A 17,695-nucleotide genomic window follows, 5' to 3' on the forward strand; every position below is an offset into this window, starting at 1 on the left:
CGCAACCCATCGAGACGGGACGGTTCAGATCACCTTGGAATAGCGCCCGCCGCGACTTTCGCGCAGGTAGCGGTCGAACTGCATGCAGATGTTGCGGATGAGCAGCCGGCCGCGCGGCAGTACCCGGATACCGGCCGCATCCAGTTCGATCAGGCCGTCGCGGACAAAATCCTCCATTCCATTCAGCTCCGCCGCGAAATAATCGCGGAACTCGATGCCGTGGTCACGCTCCACCGCGGCGAACTCCAGCTCGAAGTGACAGATCAACTGGGTGATCACGGCCCGGCGCAGCTTGTCGTCGCTATCCAGCTCCACCCCGCGGAACACCGGCAGGTGACCGGCATCGATGCGCGCGGCGTACTCCTCCAGGTTCTTCAGGTTCTGGCTGTAGCTGTCCCCGATCATGCTGATGGAGGTCGCCCCCATGGCCACCAGGTCGCACTCGGCATGGGTGGAATAGCCCTGGAAGTTCCGATATAGCGTGCCGTTGCGCTGGGCCACGGCCAGTTCGTCATCGGGCCTGGCGAAGTGGTCCATGCCGATGAAGACATAGCCCGCCTGTCCCAGCCGCTCAATGGTGTGGCCGAGGATGGCGAGCTTCTCCTCGGACGAAGGCAGATCCCCGGTATTGATCTGGCGCTGGGTCTTGAACATCTCCGGCAGGTGGGCGTAGTTGAACACCGACAGCCGGGCCGGGTCCATATCGATGACCTTGTCCAGGGTGGCGGCGAAACTGGCCACGCTCTGATGCGGCAGGCCATAGATCAGGTCCACGCTGGTGGAGCGGAAGCCCTCGGCGCGGGCGGCCTCGAGCACGGTGCGGGTCTCTTCCTCGCTCTGAATGCGGTTGACCGCCTTCTGGACCTGCGGGTCAAAGTCCTGCACCCCCAGGCTGATGCGGTTGAAGCCCAGCTCGCGCAGCACGCCGATGGTCTCGGCGTCGGCCTCGCGCGGGTCGATCTCGATGGAGTACTCGCCGCTGTCGTCGTTCAGCAGCCGGAAGTGCTCGCCGGTGGCGCGCATAAGATCCCGCATCTGCTCGTGGCTGATGAAGGTCGGCGTACCCCCGCCCCAGTGCAGCTGCTGCACCGGGCGGTCGGCATCGAACAGCGCGCCCTGCAGCGCGATCTCCTTGAACAGGTGTTCCAGATAGGGCACGGCGTGCTTGCGGTTTTTGGTGATGATCTTGTTGCAGGCGCAGTAGAAACACACCGTGTCGCAGAAGGGGATGTGAAAATACAGCGACAGCGGCGGCTTCGGCCGCTCGGCATTGGTCGCCGCGGCCCAGCGTCTGTAGTCGGCCTCGGTGAAGGCCTCGGTGAACTGCACCGCCGTCGGGTAGGAGGTATAACGCGGCCCACTGGTGTCGTAGCGGCGGATCAGTTCGCGGTCGAATTCGAGTGTCTGTTCCATGGCGGGGAGTGTAGCGAAATTCTCCGGGACGTGGGATGACCTTGGTCAAATGGGGGCACCTAACGCTGGCGGCAATAACGCAGAGGACGCAAAGGCGCGGAGACGCAGAGGTTTTCAAGAAAACTCTGATTAGTTTTTTTCGTCATCCCGGCGAAGGCCGGGATCCAGAGGAATCAGACACATGGATGCCGGCTTTCGCCGGCATGACGGATTAATCAGAGTTTCCTTGATTCATTATTCATTTTTCTCTGCGTCTCCGCGCCTCTGCGTCCTCTGCGTTCCCAGCGCCGAAGATCAGGAGACCAACGCGTCGAAGTCCGCCTGATGGGCCTCCAGCTGGGCGGCGTCGAGCAGGAACACGCCCTGCCCGCCGCGCTCGAACTCCAGCCAGGTGAAGGGCACCTGCGGCAGGGCCTCGATCAATGCCGGCTCGCTGTTGCCGACCTCCACGATCAGGATGCCCTGCTCGGCCAGGTGTCGGCGCGCTCCGCTCAGAATCCGGAACACCAGATCCAGGCCGGTCTCACCGCCGCTCAGACCAAGGGGCGGTTCGTGGCGGTACTCCAGCGGCAGGCCGGCCATTTCCTCGGCATCCACGTAGGGGGGATTGCTGACGATGACATCGTAGACCTCACCCTCCAGGGCCGAAAACAGGTCGGACTGGATCACCCGCACCCGATCCTGCAGGTGATGACGCCCGACATTGATGCGCGCCACCTCGAGGGCTTCACTCGACAGGTCCGCGGCATCGACCTGCACCTGCTCGAGATAGAAGGCGCTGGCGATGGCAATGCAGCCGCTGCCGGTGCACAGATCCAGCACCCGGCCGACCGACTCGGCCGGGATCCAGGGCTCGAAGCCGGTCTCGATCAGCTCGGCAATGGGTGAGCGCGGGATCAGTACCCGCTCGTCGACATGGAAGGACAGCCCGGCGAACCAGGCCTCCTCCACCAGGTAGGGCACCGGGATACGCTCCAGGTAGCGCTTACGCAGCAGTTCCAGCACCCGGCGGCGCTCGTCCTCGGCCAGCACCGCGTCCAGATATTCCGGCGGCAGATCCGGCGGCAGGCGCAGGACGTTGAGCACCAGGTAGGCGGCCTCGTCAAGGGCATTGTCGGTGCCATGACCGAAGCACAGCTCATGCTCTGCAAAGCGGCTGGCCGCCCAGCGGATATAGTCGCGCACCCGGGTCAGGGTGGTGATGATGGATTCGGCGTTTTCCATGCCTTGCCTCGTTGCCAGTATCCGGAGCGGCGATGATACCGTATGCCGGCGGCCATTTCTCATCGCTGGCTTTCCCCTTTTCGGATTGCTGTGGGATAATCCTGCTATGTCCGATTCGACTCCCGCACTGCATCGCCATCCGCTGACCTGGCTGCTGCTGCTGGCGCTGTTCGCCGGCGGCCTGTACCTGGGCTGGCAGCAGTTCGACCAGCCGGCCCCGCCCCGCCTCAGCGACCAGGTCACGCGCCTGCCCCAGCCACGGCCGATCACCGACTTCGAACTGGTCGATCATCACGAGCAGCCCTTCACCCTGGGCCGCTTCCGGGACCAGTGGAGCTTTGTCTTCTTCGGCTATACCCATTGTCCGGACGTCTGCCCCACCGCCATGCTGGATCTGAAGCGCACCGTGGCGGCCGTTGCCGACAACGGGCCGGATGTGATGCTGCCGCAGGTGGTATTCGTCAGCGTGGATCCCGAGCGTGACACCCCCGAACAGCTCGCCCGCTTCGTGCCCTACTTCAATCCGGACTTCATCGGCGTGACCGGCAGCCAGGACCAGCTCGACCAGCTCAGCGGCCAGCTCAGCAGCCTGGCCATGAAGGTGCCCAACCCCGACAATCCGGACAACTACCTGGTCGATCACACGGCCTCGATTCTGCTGCTGAACCCCGACGGACGGCTGGAAGCCATTTTCACCCCGCCGCATGACCCCGACACCATGGCCGCCGACTACCGCGAGCTGGCCCGACATTTCAAGGAAAGCTCATGAGGCCGCTGCTGCAATCCCTGTTTCTGCTGTGCCTGCTGGGGCCGGGCCCGGCCCTGGCCGCAGACCTGCAGGTGGAGGATCCCTGGGTCCGTGCCGGGCCGCCCACCGCCCGGGTCATGGCGGGTTACATGACCCTGCACAACCCCGGCGCCAGTGACCGTGAGATCGTGCGGGTGACCAGCCCTGCCTTCGAGCGGGTGGAGCTGCACCTGAGCCGGGTCGAGGACGGCATGGCACGCATGATTCCGCAGGACGCGCTGCGCATACCCGCTCACGGCAGCCTCGAACTGGCACCGGGCGGCTATCACCTGATGCTGTTCAACCCGGCCGCGCCCCTGCAGCCCGGCGACAAGGTGGAACTGACCCTGCAGGATGCCGCCGGCAACCGCCTGCAGGTCAGTGTCCCGGTCCGTCTGCCCACGGACGGTGATGCCGGCCACTCGCATCACCACCACCACTGATGGCCGGGAACATCGACCGCCGGGCCGGCGCCTGGGACCACCTGCGCGCACTGCCCCAGTATCTGCTGCCGCATCACGCCCTCTCACGGCTGATGCTGCGTCTGACGCGGGTACGCACGCCCTGGGTGAAGAACCTGATCATCGACCGCATGCGGTATCACTTCCGCATCGACATCCGTGACGCGGTCCAGCCCGACCCGCACGCCTACCCCAGCTTCAACGCCTTCTTCACCCGGGCCCTGCGTCCCGACGCCCGGCCGCTGGCGGGCAGTGAATCCACCCTGGTCTCGCCGGTCGACGGCACCGTCAGCCAGGCCGGACACATCGAGGTCAACCGGCTGCTGCAGGCCAAGGGCCGGCGCTTCACCCTGGAGACCCTGCTGGGCGGCGATGTCGAACTGGCCCGGACCTTCGCCGACGGCGACTTCGCCACCCTGTACCTGTCGCCGCGCGACTATCACCGCATCCACATGCCGCTGGCGGGCCGGCTGGAGAAGACCATCTATGTCCCGGGCCGGCTGTTCAGCGTCGCCCCCTACACGGTGCGCAGCGTGCCGCGCCTGTTCGCCCGCAACGAACGCCTGGTCTGCCTGTTCGACACCCCGGCCGGGCCCATGGCCATGATCCTGGTGGGCGCCCTGTTCGTGGCCTGCATCGAGACCGTCTGGGCCGGCGTGGTCACCCCGCCGCACGGCCATCGCATACGGGTCGAGCCCGCTCCCGACAGCCCGCCGGTGCAGCTGGCGCGTGGGGCCGAGATGGGCCGCTTCAACATGGGCTCGACCGTCATCCTGCTGTTCCCGCCCGGGCGCATCGACTGGACCGCCGAGCTGCCGCCCGGCCGCCACCTGCGCATGGGCGAGGCGCTCGGGCAGTTGCGGTAAAAATCTGGTATCCTGTGCCGCCACATCGAAACCGCACGCAACAGGCCCGGCCGTTATGCATCCCATGCTCAACATCGCGACGCGCGCCGCGCGCGCCGCCGGTGACATTATTGTTCGCTACGTCGATCGGCTGGATGAGCTCAACGTCGCCAGCAAGGAACGCAACGACTATGTCTCCGAGGTCGACCGCAGGGCCGAGGACGCCATCATCCGCATCCTGCGCAAGGCCTATCCCGACCACGGCATCCTGGCCGAGGAGTCCGGCATCCAGGCCGGCAGCAGCGATGAGTACCAGTGGATCATCGACCCGCTGGACGGCACCACCAATTTCCTGCACGGCTTTCCCCAGTTTTCGGTATCCATCGCCCTGTCCCACAAGGGCCGGCTGGAACAGGGCGTGGTCTACGACCCTCTGCGCCAGGAGCTGTTCACCGCCAGCCGCGGCAACGGTGCGCAGCTCAACAACCGCCGCCTGCGCGTGGCCCAGCGCAAGGGCCTGGAAGGCGCCCTGCTCGGCACGGGTTTCCCGTTCAAGACCCACGAACACCTGGAGGCCTATCTGGGCATGTTCCGCGACCTGCTGCTGGAGACCTCCGGTATCCGCCGTCCCGGTTCGGCCGCGCTGGATCTGGCCTATGTCGCCGCCGGACGCCTGGACGGTTTCTGGGAGCTGAAGCTCAACCCCTGGGACATGGCCGCCGGCGTGCTGCTGATCCAGGAAGCCGGCGGCATCGTCGGCGACTTCACCGGCGGGCATAAATTCATGCAGAGCGGTAATGTGGTCGCGGGCAATCCGAAGGTCTTCGCCGCCATCGTCAAGAAGCTCCGGCCCCACCTGACCCCGGAGATGGGCTGAGGCCGGGAGCACAAGAGCTTAAGAGCGCCACGGAATACACGGAAAGCACGGAAAAATATTATGGCAGAAGCAAATAGCGGCTCCGCCTGACTTGATGCCCGTCATTCCGGCGAAGGCCGGAATCCATTGACCACGGCGGTTTCTGGATTCCGGCCTTCGCCGGAATGACGAAAAAGCATTTAAGAGGGTTCAGCCTTGGACACAATAATGTCCGTGCTTTCCGTGTATTCCGTGGCGCTCTTGAAACATTCAAGTTCCGCCCGCCCGGGCCGATCTGAGGGACAAGCCCCGCAGACAACGGAAACCGCCCGCGATGAAAGTCTCACCCCGCTACCATACCGATCCCGACGGCCTGGAACTGGAACTGACCCTGCGCGACATGCTGGCCGGCATGGAGGAGATCTACAGTACCGAGGCGCTGGCGTTCGCCGACTGCGGCATGGAAATCCTGTCCATCGAGCCGCCCGGGCAGCCCGTGACTGACATCCCCGCGCCGGCCCCGCAGGCGGCCCCGGCCCGCGTTCTGCCCTTTCGCCGCACCGCCTGACCCACCGCAAAGCACCCGGGCCGTCCTTCTCGTTACGATAACCTCTTGATTTGTAATCCCGTTTCGCATGCGGGGTTTTTGTGTTATACAGGTTGCAAGTGGATGCAGTTTCCGCGGCACGGTCGCGAAACGACACAATAAATCCACGCAACGCGAGGGGACACAATGAAGAAGACTCTGCTGGTGCTGCTCACCCCACCCTTTGCCGCCTGCCGCTACGGCTGCGCCGGCTGCTGTGCCGCCCCCATCGGGGTGTTCTGGCTGGCCGGTATCGTCGGCATCCTCTACGGCCTGATCTGGGGCGGCCCGGCCGAGGGCACCGGCGGCCAGACCGCCCTGCTCGGACTGGGTCTGTGGACACTGGCCTCGGTCTGGGCCGCGCTGACCATCCGCGGTGCCGACGACGACAAGTGCCAGAATCGCAGCAGCACCCTGTGCAGCAGGATACTGCCCAGTCTGGACGAGCACGACCCCATGGACGAAGTACGCAAGGCGCGCTGAGTCGCCGGCTTCGTCCCGGGGACGGATTGCAACAGCCCCGCTCTTCTGTCAGCCTGCGGCGATGGCTGGCAGGCGCGCCTGCCGCTTCCCTGACCGTCCCGCACGATGAGTGGCTGCTGCGACAACGATTGTTCCCTGGATGCCCGACAGACACGGCAGCGCCGCACGCTGCGGATCGTGCTCGGCATCAATGCTACCCTGTTCCTGGTGATTGCGGGCGCCGCCCTGTATGGCGGCTCATCAGCGCTGCTGGCCGACAGTCTGGACAACCTGGGTGATGCCCTCACCTACGGGCTGAGCCTGTATGCCGTCAGCCGCGGGGCGATGGCCAAGGCGCGAGTGGCTCTGTTCAAGGGCTGGCTGATCGTGCTCGCGGCCGGCGTGGTTCTGGCCCAGGTCATCTATCGCGCATTCGTCCCAAGTCTGCCCCTGTTCGAGGTCATGGGCATCTTCAGCCTGCTGGCACTCGCGGCCAACAGCCTGTGCCTGTATCTGCTCTGGCGGCACCGTCACGAGGACGTGAACATGAGTTCGGTGTGGGAATGCTCGCGCAACGACATTGTATCCAACCTGTCGGTATTCGCCGCCGCGGGCGGGGTCTGGCTGACCGGCTCGGGCTGGCCGGACACCCTGGTGGCGCTGGTGCTGGTGATCTTTCTGCTGCGTTCGGGCTTCGGTGTGATCGCCTCGGCCAGGCGGGAACTGCACGTCGCGGCCTGAAAAAAATAGCCACGGAATACACGGAAAACACGGACGATTGCTTGCCGGCGCACGCGCTACGCGCAGCGCCGGAAAACAAAAAATTTTTTGTCCGTGCTTTCCGTGTATTCCGTGGCTATCTTGTATGCTTTTTTATAACACAAGGCCCTACGGCTGGTCGTCAACCTGGGGGCCTTCCTTCTTGACCGGCATCAGGTCCTGCTTGCTCACCCCGAGCTGCAGGGCGACATTGCTGGCGACATAGATGGAGGAATAGGTTCCGACCAGGATGCCCACCAGCAGGGCGAAGGCGAAGGAGTGAATCACCTCACCGCCCAGCACGAACAGGGCGACCACCACCAGCAGGGTGGTCAGGGAGGTCATCAGGGTGCGCGACAGGGTCTGGTTGATGGAGGCGTTCATCACCCCGGCCGGGCTCTGCTTGCGGATCTTGCGGAAATTCTCGCGGATGCGGTCGAACACCACGATGGTGTCGTTGAGCGAGTAGCCGATAATGGCCAGCAGCGCGGCCAGTACGGTCAGATCGAATTCCATCTGCGTGACCGAGAACAAGCCGAGGGTGATGGTCACGTCATGGATCAATGCGGCCACCGCGCCCACCGAGAGGCGGTACTCGAAGCGCAGGGTGACATAGACCAGGATGCCGATCAGGGCATAGAGCATGGCCAGCCCACCCTTTTCGGTCAGCTCCTCGCCGACCTGGGCGCCGACGAATTCCACCCGGCGCATCTCCACTCCCGCATTGTGCTCGCGCAGCAGCGTCAGCAGCCGGCTGCTCAGCTCGGCCTGACTCTCGGCCCGCGGGGCGAGCCGGATCAGCACCTCGCGCGAGGAGCCGAAGTACTGCACCTGGGCGGCCTCGAATCCGTCGTCCTGCAGCGCGGTACGGATCGACTCCAGTTCCTGGGGCTGAGGATAACCGACCTCGATCAGGGTGCCGCCGGTGAAGTCGATGCCGAAATTCAGCCCGCGGGTGGCCAGCGAACCGATGGCAACCAGGATCAGCAGCAGCGAGAAGGCGAAGGCCAGCTTGCGCTTGCCCATGAAGTCAATGTTTGTCTGTCCGCTCAACAGTCGCATGGCAATGCCTTATATGGAGAGTTTCTGCAGCCGGCGGCCGCCGTAGACCAGGTTGACCAGCGCCCGGGTGCCCATGATGGCCGTGAACATGGAAGTCACGATGCCGATGGACAGGGTCACGGCGAAGCCCTTGACCGGGCCGGTGCCGAAGCTGAACAGCACGATGGCCGCGATCAGGGTGGTGATGTTGGCGTCGGCGATGGTGGAGAAGGCCTTCTCGTAACCGGAGTGGATGCTGGCCTGCGGGCTGTTGCCGTTGCGGATCTCCTCGCGGATGCGCTCGAAGATGAGCACATTGGCGTCCACCGCCATGCCCACGGTGAGCACGATGCCGGCAATACCCGGCAGGGTCAGGGTGGCCTGCAGCATGGACAGCACGGCGACGATCAGCACCAGATTCATGGTGAGCGCCAGGTTGGCCACCAGGCCGAAGGCCTTGTAGTAGATCGCCATGAAGATCAGCACGCCGATGAAGCCGATGAGCACCGACAGCTGGCCCTGCTCGACGTTCTCGCGGCCCATGCTGGGACCGACCGTGCGTTCCTCGATGATCTCGATGGGCGCGGCCAGGGCGCCGGCACGCAGCAGCAGGGCCAGGTCGCGGGCCTCGTTGGTGCTGTCCAGGCCGGTGATCTGGAAGCGCCGGCTGAGCTGGTCGCGGATGGTCGCGATGTTGATCACTTCCTTGATGGTGCGCTTTTCCTTGACCAGTTCACCGTCGATCTCGCGGGTCTCGACCTTGTTCTCGATGAACAGCACCGCCATCGGCCGGCCGATGTTGTCCCGGGTTGCGTCCTGCATCTGGCTGGCGCCGGCGCCGTCCAGGTTGATGAACACGGCCGAGCCTCCGGTGTCCTGATCGAAGCCGGAGGAGGCGTTGGTGATGCGGTCGCCGGTGACGATCACCCGTCGCTCCAGCAGCACCGGCTGGCCGTCGCGGGTCTGATGCAGCTCGGTGCCGATGGGCGCGCGGCCGGTTTCGGCGGCTTCGTAGGGATCGTTCTTCTCATCCACCAGCCGGAATTCCAGGGTGGCGGTCGCACCCAGGATCTCCTTGGCCCGCGCCGTGTCCTGCACGCCCGGAAGCTGCACCACGATGCGCCGGTCGCCCTGCTGCTGGATGACCGGTTCGGCCACGCCCAGCTCGTTGACACGGTTGCGCAGGGTGGTGATGTTCTGCTGCAGGGCGAAGTTGCGGATCTGGCGCAGTTCCGCCTCGGGGATGCGGGCGACCACATGGTGATTGTCGCCACTCGCCTCGGCGTTGAATTCCAGATCGCCGAACTCGTCCTCGAGTGCCTTCAGCGCCGCCTGCTGATCCTCGGGCGAGCGGAACTGGGCGACGATGGCCCCGTCCTTGCGGCCGATGGTGATGTAGCGGATGGGATCGTCGAGCTGGCGCAGGTAGCCGCGGAAGTCGTCCACGTAACGCTGCTCGGCCTGGGCGACGGCGGCCTCCATGTCCACTTCCAGCAGGAAGTGCACGCCGCCGCGCAGATCCAGGCCCAGGTACATGGGTTTGGCGTTCAGCGCCGTCAGCCAGTCGGGTTCGGCACTGGCCAGATTGAGCGCCACCACGAAATCGCCGCCCAGCGCCGCCTGCACCAGATCGGCCCCTTCGAGCTGCTCCTCGGTGCGATTGAAACGCACCAGCAACCGCTCGTCCTGCAGTTCGACGGCCTTGGGCTCGATCCCCTCGGTTTTCAGCGTGGTGCGCACCTGGTCGGCGATGGCCGCGTCCACCTGCTCGCCCCGGCTGGCGGAAACCTGGATGGCGGGGTCCTCGCCATAGAGATTGGGCAGGGCGTAGATCACACCCACCAGAACGATGACCAGTATCAGCAGATACTTCCAGAACGGATAGCGGTTAATCATGGAACGGGACCATCCTCGGGACTGCGACGCAGTTATATTATTGGTGTTTCCAGCCGCTGCACGGCCGGGCTCAGGCGTCCTTGAAGGTGCCCTTGGGCATCAGTGAGGCCACGGCGTGGCGCTGGATCTTGATCTCGACATTGTCGGCGATCTTCACAGTGACGAAGTTGTCGCCCACCTCGGTGATCTTGCCCAGCACGCCGCCGTTGGTGACCACTTCGTCGCCCTTGCCCAGGGCCTCGACCATGGCCTTGTGCTCCTTGACCTTCTTCTGCTGCGGACGGATGAGCAGGAACCAGAACACGACGAAGATCAGGATAAGCGGCAGAAAGCTCATCAGGGGGTCGGGCTGGCCCGCGGCCGGAGCATCCTGGGCCCAGGCCGGGCTGATGAAGAAATCGAGCAGAGTTTCCATCTGTAAATCCCTATTGCGGTTGTGAATCGGCAATTGACCCCCGCGGGGGGCCGAGGGTGATAAAGGCCGCGCGCATTATGCCACAGATGGCGGGGCCTGGTCGCGCCTGGCGTAGAAATCGGCCACGAAGGCCTCCAGCCCGCCGGCCGCGACGGCCGCCCGCAGGCCGCGCATGAGTGTCTGATAATAATACAGATTATGAATGGTGTTCAGGCGGCTGCCGAGGATCTCGTTGCACCGGTCCAGATGGTGCAGGTAGGCGCGGCTGTAGTTGCGGCAGGTGTAGCAGTCGCAGTCCGGGTCCAGCGGGCCGGTGTCGCGGCGGCTGGCGCTGTTGCGGATCTTGACCGTGCCGCGGTGGGTGAACAGGTAGCCGTTGCGGGCGTTGCGAGTGGGCAGCACGCAGTCGAACATGTCCACCCCGCGCCGGACCGCCTCGACGATGTCCTCCGGCCGGCCCACCCCCATCAGGTAACGTGGCCGCTCGCCTGGCAGGATCGGAGCCAGCGCGTCCAGGATGCGGATGCGCTCGGCCTCGGTCTCACCCACCGACAGGCCGCCGATGGCATAGCCGTCGAACCCGATGGCCTCCAGCCCGGAGAGCGAGGTCGCGCGCAGTTCCGGGTACATGCCGCCCTGGACGATGCCGAACAGGGCCGCGGGGTTGTCACCATGGGCAATGCGCGAACGCTCGGCCCAGCGCAGGGACAGTTCCATCGACGCCCGTGCCTGGTCCGCATCGGCCGGATAAGGCGTGCACTCATCGAAGATCATGACGATGTCGGCGCCCAGCTCGCGCTGCACCCGCATGGATTCCTCGGGCCCCAGGAACACCCTGCTGCCGTCGACCGGCGACTGGAAGTGAACGCCCTGCTCGGTGATCCTGCGCATATCACCCAGGCTGAACACCTGGAAGCCGCCCGAGTCGGTCAGGATCGGCCCGTCCCAGTGCATGAAATCGTGCAGGTCGCCGTGGCTGCGGATGATCTCCGTGCCCGGGCGCAGCATCAGGTGAAAAGTGTTGCCGAGGATGATCCCGGCACCGGTGTCGCGCACTTCCTCCGGGGTCATCGCCTTGACCGTACCGTAGGTGCCCACCGGCATGAAGGCCGGGGTCTCCACCGTACCACGGTCGAAGCTCAGCCGGCCGCGGCGGGCATGGCCGTCGGTTGCGATCAGTTCAAACTGCATCGGGTTGCCTGATTCGGGTCATGAAAATATTCACCACAAAGGGCACGAAGGCACGAAGGCACGAAGAGAAGATTCCTGATTCATCCGTCATTGCGAGACACGAAGTGCCGTGGCAATCTCGTTCGGCGTTCCTCGCTGCGGAAAGAGATTGCTTCGCTTCCGCTCGCAATGACGGGGTTGTTCTTCTCTGTGTCCTTCGTGGTTCATCTTTTGAAATGCTCCAGCGCCAGCCCGGCGCGGCTGAGCAGCATGGCGTCGCCGTAGCTGAAGAAGCGGTATTCCGCCTCCACCGCATGGCGGTAGGCCTGCATGACGGGTTCACAGCCGGCGAAGGCGCACACCAGCATCAGCAGGGTCGACTCAGGCAGGTGGAAGTTGGTCAGCAGCAGGTCCACCACCCGGAATTCATAGCCCGGGGTGATGAACAGCCTTGTCTCGCCGGCGAAGGGCCGCAGCGCGCCGTCCGCGGCGGCAGCCTCCAGGCTGCGCACCACCGTGGTGCCCACGGCCAGCACCCGGCCGCCGCGCGCGCGCGTGGCCTCGATCCGGGCCACTGCCGCTTCACCCACTTCCACGTATTCGGCATGCATCCGGTGGGCATTCAGGTCATCCACCCGCACCGGCTGGAAGGTGCCCGCGCCCACATGCAGCGTGACCCGGGCCGTCTCCACCCCGGCCCCGGCCAGCCGTTCCAGCATGGCTGCATCGAAGTGCAGCCCGGCGGTGGGCGCGGCCACCGCCCCCGGCACCCGCGCAAACAGGGTCTGGTAACGCTCGCGGTCCTCGGCCTGGTCGGGACGCTGAATGTAGGGCGGCAGCGGCACATGACCGTGCGCTTCCAGCCATTCCGTCACCGTGCGCTCAGGTGGAAAGCACAGCCGGAACAGCTCACCTTCGCGTCCCGCCACCTCGACCTCCAGCACCTCCTCCAGATACAGCCGCGCCCCCGGCTTCGGCGATTTGCTGGCGCGCACATGGGCCAGGGCGGTGCGTGCATCCAGCACCCGCTCGATCAGTACCTCCACCCGGCCGCCGCTGGCCTTGAGGCCGTGCAGGCGGGCCGGGATCACCCGGGTGTCATTGATCACCAGCAGGTCCCCGGGGCGCAGGTAGTCGGGCAGTTCGGCAAAGCGCGCGTCCCGCCAGTCACCGCTGGCGCCGTCGACCGTGAGCATGCGGCTGGCGTCGCGCCGGGCCAGCGGCATCTGGGCGATCAGGTGCTCGGGAAGAAGGTAGTGAAAATCACTGCGTTGCATGGCGCGGCATGGTATCACAGCCCGGCGTTCCCGCCCCGGTTGTCCCGACCGCCGTATACCGTATACTACGCCACTCCGGCCCGCGCCGGACGCCCTGCCGGGATGGCGGAATTGGTAGACGCAGGGGACTCAAAATCCCCCGGTGGCAACACTGTGAGAGTTCGAGTCTCTCTCCCGGCACCACTTTCCCGATGCCACGGCTGACCCGATGCTGATCTGGCATAGTTACTGCAATTACACAATAATCGTCACCGGAGCGGCGCGCTCACGCGCCACTCAGGGCCTGTTGATCCCGACACCCAGGAACTGATACCAAACCATGGCCGGAACACGCTATTCGATCGAAGTCCAACCCACCCTGCCCAAGCGCCTGGCACGTCTGCAGGAACTGGCCGACGACCTCTTCTACAGCTGGGACCGGCCGGTGCGCGGCCTGTTCTACCGGCTGGATCCGCAGCTGTGGGAAGACTGCGGTCACAATCCGAAACTGTTCCTGCGCCGGGTAGCCCAGGAGCGCCTGGACGCCGCCGCCGAGGACCGGGTCTACATGGAGGACTATGCCCGCACCCTGTCGGCCTACGACAGTTACAACAGCGAGGCACCGCGCAAGGAGATCCGCCAACATCTGGACCCCGAACAGAACGAACTGGTGGCCTACTTCTGCGCCGAATTCGGGCTGCACGAAAGTATGCCCATCTACTCCGGCGGCCTGGGCATCCTGGCCGGCGATCACTGCAAGGCGGCCAGCGATCTGGGCGTGCCCTTCGTCGCCGTGGGCATGCTCTACCGCCAGGGTTACTTCAACCAGACCATCGACGCCCACGGCAACCAGATTGCCCACTATGCCCCCGCCCGGTTCGATAACCTGCCGCTGAGTCCGGCCCTGGTCAGTGCCCAGGAACTGCATGTGTTCGTCGACCTGCCCGGACGACGCGTCATGCTCAAGGTGTGGGAGGCCAAGGCCGGTCACATCACCCTCTACCTGCTGGATTCCGACCTGCCCGAGAACCAGGAGGCAGACCGTGCCATCACCTATCAGCTCTACGGCGGTGACATCACCACCCGCATCCAGCAGGAGATTGTGCTGGGTATCGGCGGCGTGCGCGCCCTGCGCGCCCTGGAGCTGCACCCCACGGTATGGCACATCAACGAGGGCCACGCCGCCTTCCAGGTGCTGGAACGCTGCCGCGAAATGATCCGCCAGAAAGGCATGGACTTCCACAGCGCGCTGGAGCAGGTCGCCGCCGGCACCGTGTTCACAACCCACACCCCGGTACCGGCCGGGCACGACATCTTCGATCACCAGTTGATGAAGAGCTATTTCGGCGACTATGTGAAGGACCTGGGCCTGGGCATGGACGAATTCCTCGCCCTCGGCGACAGCCCCAACAATCACCACGGCTTCAACCAGACGGCGCTGGCCCTGCGCGGCTCGCGTTTTCACAACGGCGTGAGCCGCATCCACGGCGGCGTGGCCTCGCAGATGGAGAGCTACATCTGGCCCCAGGTGCCGCCATCGGAAAGCCCGGTACGCTATGTCACCAACGGTGTGCATGTGCCCACCTTCCTGGCCAGCGACTGGGCCAACCTCTACGACATGCGCTTCGGCCGCGGCTGGCGCAACGAGCTGCTCAACGAGGACTACTGGGAGCGGATCGACGCCATCCCCGACCACAGTTTCTGGAGCCTGCGCCAGAGCATGAAGTCGGACCTGATGACCGACGTGCGCCGGCGGGTGACCATCCAGCACAAGCGCAATGGCCTGTCCGACGCCCAGATCGACCGCCTGACCCAGCATCTGCTGCCGCAGGAGACGGACTTTCTGACCATCGGCTTCGCCCGGCGCTTCGCCACCTACAAGCGCGCCACCCTGCTGTTCGCGGATCCCGAACGGCTGGCGCGTCTGCTCAACGATCCCAAACGCCCGGTGATCCTGCTGTTCGCCGGCAAGGCGCATCCCAACGACCAGCCGGGCCAGCACCTGATCCAGGTGATCAACGAATTCTCGCGCCGGCCGGAGTTCGCCGGACGCATCGTCATGGTCGAGGGTTACGACATGGCACTGGCCCGCAAGCTGGTCACCGGTGTGGACGTGTGGCTGAACACCCCCGAATACCCGATGGAGGCCAGCGGCACCTCGGGGCAGAAGGCGGGCATCAACGGCGTGATCAATCTCAGTGTGCTCGACGGCTGGTGGGGCGAAGGCTACAACGGCGAGAACGGCTGGGCCATCATGCCGCACGGCCCACAATACGATGCCGCCTACCGTGATCAGGAGGAGAGCAACGAATTGCTCGATCTGCTCGAGCATCAGGTGATTCCGCTGTACTACGCACGCAACGGCCACGGCTATTCCGAGGGCTGGGTGCGCATGTCCAAGGCCTCGATCAAGTCCATCATGCCGCAGTTCAGCTCCCAGCGCATGGTGATGGACTATGTGCGCGATTTCTACGCCCCGGCAGCGCGCCATTGTCGCAAGCTGTCAGAGGATGACTTCAAGGGCGCCCGCGACCTGGCCGCCTGGAAGCGGAAGATCCTGGAACGCTGGGACAAGGTCACTGCGCACCGCGTGGATGCCATGCCCGAGGCCGTCCCCTCGGGCGAGGCCTGCGACATCAAGGTGGCGGTCAACCTCAACGGCCTGGCACCTATCGACATCAAGGTGGAATGCGTAGTGGGTACCGAGGACGAGCACGGTGAGTTCAGCTCCTACGCCTGCTTCGAGTTCGAACCGGCCGGCACCAACCAGCAGGGTGAATCCGTGTTCAGCCTGAACTTCAAACCGCCCCTGGCCGGTCTGCAGTTCTACAAGATCCGGCTCTATCCCTCGCACTGGCTGCTCAGCCATCCGTTCGAGGTGGGGAGGATGATCTGGTTGTAGCGTTCGGGGCAGGCTCGACCGGAGCCTGTGAAGGAATATTTGAGTACGCGGTTGTCGGGAGCTGATACAAGATACAAGTGGCAGGATACAAGCCGGAAGTGCTCTACTTGTATCTTGTATCCTGCATCTTGTATCTCTCGCTAGGCACGCCCGTAGAGCTCGAGCAGTTCGCGGATGCGCCCCGGCAGATCCGCGTCGATCCAGTCCCATTCGAACCGCCACTGCCAGTTGCCCCCGCGCACGCCGGGCTGGTTCATGCGATGGCTGCCATCCAGACCCAGCCAGTCCTGCAGGGGGACAACACTCAACCAGGCCACCGAGGCCATCGCGGTCCGGTTCAGGGCCCGGGGCATGTCCGTGGCCTCCTGCCCCAGATAGGCCACCAGGTGCTCGCGCGCGGCCGCATCCAGGGACTGGTACCAGCCCAGCGTGGTGTCATTGTCATGGGTGCCGGTATAGACCAGGCTGAGCGGTACATGGTTGTGCGGCAGATAGGGATTGTCCGCGCCGCTGCCGAAGGCGAACTGCAGTATCTTCATCCCCGGCAGATGAAAGGCATCGCGCAGCTGCTCCACGGCTTCGTCGATGGTACCCAGGTCCTCGGCCACCAGCGGCAGATCACCGAAGCGCGTCAGCATCTGCTCGAAGAAGGCCGCGCCCGGTCCCTTCACCCAGCGGCCCGCAATGGCGGTTTCGGCCGCAGCCGGGATCTCCCAGTAGGCCTCGAAACCGCGGAAGTGGTCGATCCGGATCAGATCGAACAGGTCGCGCTGGGTATGGATGCGTTCCCACCACCAGCTGTAGCCACTGCGCGACATCTGCTCCCAGTCGTAGAGCGGATTGCCCCAGCGCTGGCCGGTCTCGGAGAAATAATCCGGCGGCACCCCGGCCACCACCTGCGGATGACCGTCCTCCTGCAACAGGAAACCCTCGCGGTTGGCCCAGACATCGGCACTGTCGTGGGCGACGAAGATGGGGATGTCACCGAACAGCAGGATGTCCCGCTCGTTGGCGTAGCGGCGCAGGTCATGCCACTGGCGGAAGAAGACGAACTGCTCGAACATGACCTGTTCGATGGCCTCCCCGTGCCCGGCGCGGAAGGCCTCCAGCGCCTGCGGCTCGCGATCGCGCAGCGGCGCCGGCCAGTCGACCCAGGCCTCGCCGTCCCGGGTATCTTTAATTGCCTGATAGCAGGCGAAATCGGGCAGCCAGGCCGCGTGCGAATCAATGAATTCGCGCAATGCGGCCTGGTCGGCCGCGCTGGCATGGCGCTGGAAGCGTGACCGCGCCCGGCGCAGACACTCCAGGTGCCAGGCATCCGGATCGGCGGGATCGGGCGCCGGCGGCATCTCCAGCCAGCCCCATTCCTGCAGCAGATCCAGGCTGATCAACTCCGGCGAACCGGCATGCACCGAGGTGGTCTGGTAGGGCGATCGATCCTCGTGTGTCGGCCCCAGCGGCAGCACCTGCCACACGGACAGACCGCAATCGGCCATGAAGTCGATGAAATGAAAAGCCGCATGGCCCAGGTTTCCCGCACCGCTGCCGCCGGGCAGCGAGGTCGGATGCAGCAGCACGCCGGCCCGGCGGCGGACCTCGATGGGATGCTGCGGCCGGCTCAT

General features: G+C 65.0%; 16 protein-coding genes and 1 tRNA gene. 9 read left to right on the forward strand and 8 right to left on the reverse strand.

What is annotated here, in order from left to right:
* Nucleotides 1–24: 24 nt before the first annotated feature.
* Together hemN and prmB are read right to left on the reverse strand one after the other, a co-directional pair.
* Complete coding sequence (gene hemN / locus D6C00_RS02005) at nt 25–1,413, reverse strand: oxygen-independent coproporphyrinogen III oxidase (protein WP_125180072.1); 1,389 nt, start codon at nt 1,411–1,413, stop codon at nt 25–27.
* A gap of 294 nt (nt 1,414–1,707) precedes the next feature.
* The gene (gene prmB, locus D6C00_RS02010) at nt 1,708–2,637 is read right to left on the reverse strand and encodes a 50S ribosomal protein L3 N(5)-glutamine methyltransferase (protein ID WP_125180073.1); all 930 of its coding nucleotides are present in this window, start codon (nt 2,635–2,637) and stop codon (nt 1,708–1,710) included.
* Between the two features lie 106 nt (nt 2,638–2,743).
* Here prmB and D6C00_RS02015 point away from each other — a divergent pair, with 106 nt between their 5' ends.
* From D6C00_RS02015 to D6C00_RS02045, 7 genes are all read left to right on the forward strand, one after another.
* Nucleotides 2,744–3,406, forward strand: coding sequence for an SCO family protein (locus D6C00_RS02015; protein ID WP_158675249.1), 663 nt, complete (start codon nt 2,744–2,746; stop codon nt 3,404–3,406).
* A complete protein-coding gene (locus D6C00_RS02020) occupies nt 3,403–3,867 on the forward strand; it encodes a copper chaperone PCu(A)C (RefSeq protein ID WP_125180075.1) in 465 nt (154 codons plus the stop codon). Before D6C00_RS02015 ends, D6C00_RS02020 begins: the two co-directional genes overlap by 4 nt.
* Entirely contained in the window at nt 3,867–4,751 is an 885-nt protein-coding gene (gene asd, locus D6C00_RS02025; RefSeq protein WP_125180076.1) for an archaetidylserine decarboxylase, read from the forward strand. The genes D6C00_RS02020 and asd overlap by 1 nt, the downstream gene beginning before the upstream one ends.
* 55 nt (nt 4,752–4,806) lie before the next feature.
* A complete protein-coding gene (suhB, locus tag D6C00_RS02030) occupies nt 4,807–5,607 on the forward strand; it encodes an inositol-1-monophosphatase (RefSeq protein ID WP_125180077.1) in 801 nt (266 codons plus the stop codon).
* A 313-nt stretch (nt 5,608–5,920) separates the two neighbouring features.
* Nucleotides 5,921–6,154, forward strand: a complete 234-nt coding sequence (locus tag D6C00_RS02035) for a hypothetical protein (RefSeq protein WP_125180078.1) — start codon at nt 5,921–5,923, stop codon at nt 6,152–6,154.
* A gap of 165 nt (nt 6,155–6,319) precedes the next feature.
* A complete protein-coding gene (locus D6C00_RS02040) occupies nt 6,320–6,655 on the forward strand; it encodes a hypothetical protein (protein ID WP_125180079.1) in 336 nt (111 codons plus the stop codon).
* A 105-nt stretch (nt 6,656–6,760) separates the two neighbouring features.
* Nucleotides 6,761–7,375 (forward strand): cation transporter, encoded by a 615-nt coding sequence (locus tag D6C00_RS02045; protein WP_125180080.1) that lies wholly within the window; start codon nt 6,761–6,763, stop codon nt 7,373–7,375.
* A gap of 147 nt (nt 7,376–7,522) precedes the next feature.
* Here the strand turns inward: D6C00_RS02045 and secF are convergent, their stop codons facing one another.
* The 5 genes from secF to queA all read right to left on the reverse strand — a co-directional run bounded on the left by secF (nt 7,523) and on the right by queA (nt 13,192).
* Nucleotides 7,523–8,455 (reverse strand): protein translocase subunit SecF, encoded by a 933-nt coding sequence (gene secF / locus D6C00_RS02050; protein WP_125180081.1) that lies wholly within the window; start codon nt 8,453–8,455, stop codon nt 7,523–7,525.
* 9 nt (nt 8,456–8,464) lie between these two features.
* Nucleotides 8,465–10,330, reverse strand: coding sequence for a protein translocase subunit SecD (secD, locus tag D6C00_RS02055; RefSeq protein ID WP_177433194.1), 1,866 nt, complete (start codon nt 10,328–10,330; stop codon nt 8,465–8,467).
* A 70-nt stretch (nt 10,331–10,400) separates the two neighbouring features.
* Complete coding sequence (gene yajC / locus D6C00_RS02060) at nt 10,401–10,745, reverse strand: preprotein translocase subunit YajC (RefSeq protein ID WP_125180082.1); 345 nt, start codon at nt 10,743–10,745, stop codon at nt 10,401–10,403.
* Between the two features lie 75 nt (nt 10,746–10,820).
* Complete coding sequence (gene tgt, locus D6C00_RS02065) at nt 10,821–11,936, reverse strand: tRNA guanosine(34) transglycosylase Tgt (RefSeq protein ID WP_125180083.1); 1,116 nt, start codon at nt 11,934–11,936, stop codon at nt 10,821–10,823.
* Nucleotides 11,937–12,139: 203 nt separating this feature from the next.
* Nucleotides 12,140–13,192 carry a tRNA preQ1(34) S-adenosylmethionine ribosyltransferase-isomerase QueA gene (gene queA, locus D6C00_RS02070; protein WP_125180084.1) on the reverse strand — a complete coding sequence of 351 codons (1,053 nt, stop codon included), beginning with the start codon at nt 13,190–13,192 and terminating at the stop codon, nt 12,140–12,142.
* A 96-nt stretch (nt 13,193–13,288) separates the two neighbouring features.
* Here queA and D6C00_RS02075 point away from each other — a divergent pair.
* Both D6C00_RS02075 and glgP read left to right on the forward strand, forming a co-directional pair.
* Nucleotides 13,289–13,375: transfer RNA gene (locus tag D6C00_RS02075), tRNA-Leu, on the forward strand.
* A gap of 136 nt (nt 13,376–13,511) precedes the next feature.
* Nucleotides 13,512–16,073: an alpha-glucan family phosphorylase gene (gene glgP / locus D6C00_RS02080; RefSeq protein ID WP_125180085.1), complete on the forward strand. Its 2,562-nt coding sequence runs from the start codon at nt 13,512–13,514 to the stop codon at nt 16,071–16,073.
* 140 nt (nt 16,074–16,213) lie between these two features.
* Here glgP and malQ read toward each other — a convergent pair whose 3' ends face one another.
* Nucleotides 16,214–17,695: a 4-alpha-glucanotransferase gene (gene malQ, locus D6C00_RS02085; protein ID WP_125180086.1), complete on the reverse strand. Its 1,482-nt coding sequence runs from the start codon at nt 17,693–17,695 to the stop codon at nt 16,214–16,216.

It is taken from the genome of Thiohalobacter thiocyanaticus (assembly GCF_003932505.1).
GTDB lineage: Bacteria > Pseudomonadota > Gammaproteobacteria > Thiohalobacterales > Thiohalobacteraceae > Thiohalobacter > Thiohalobacter thiocyanaticus.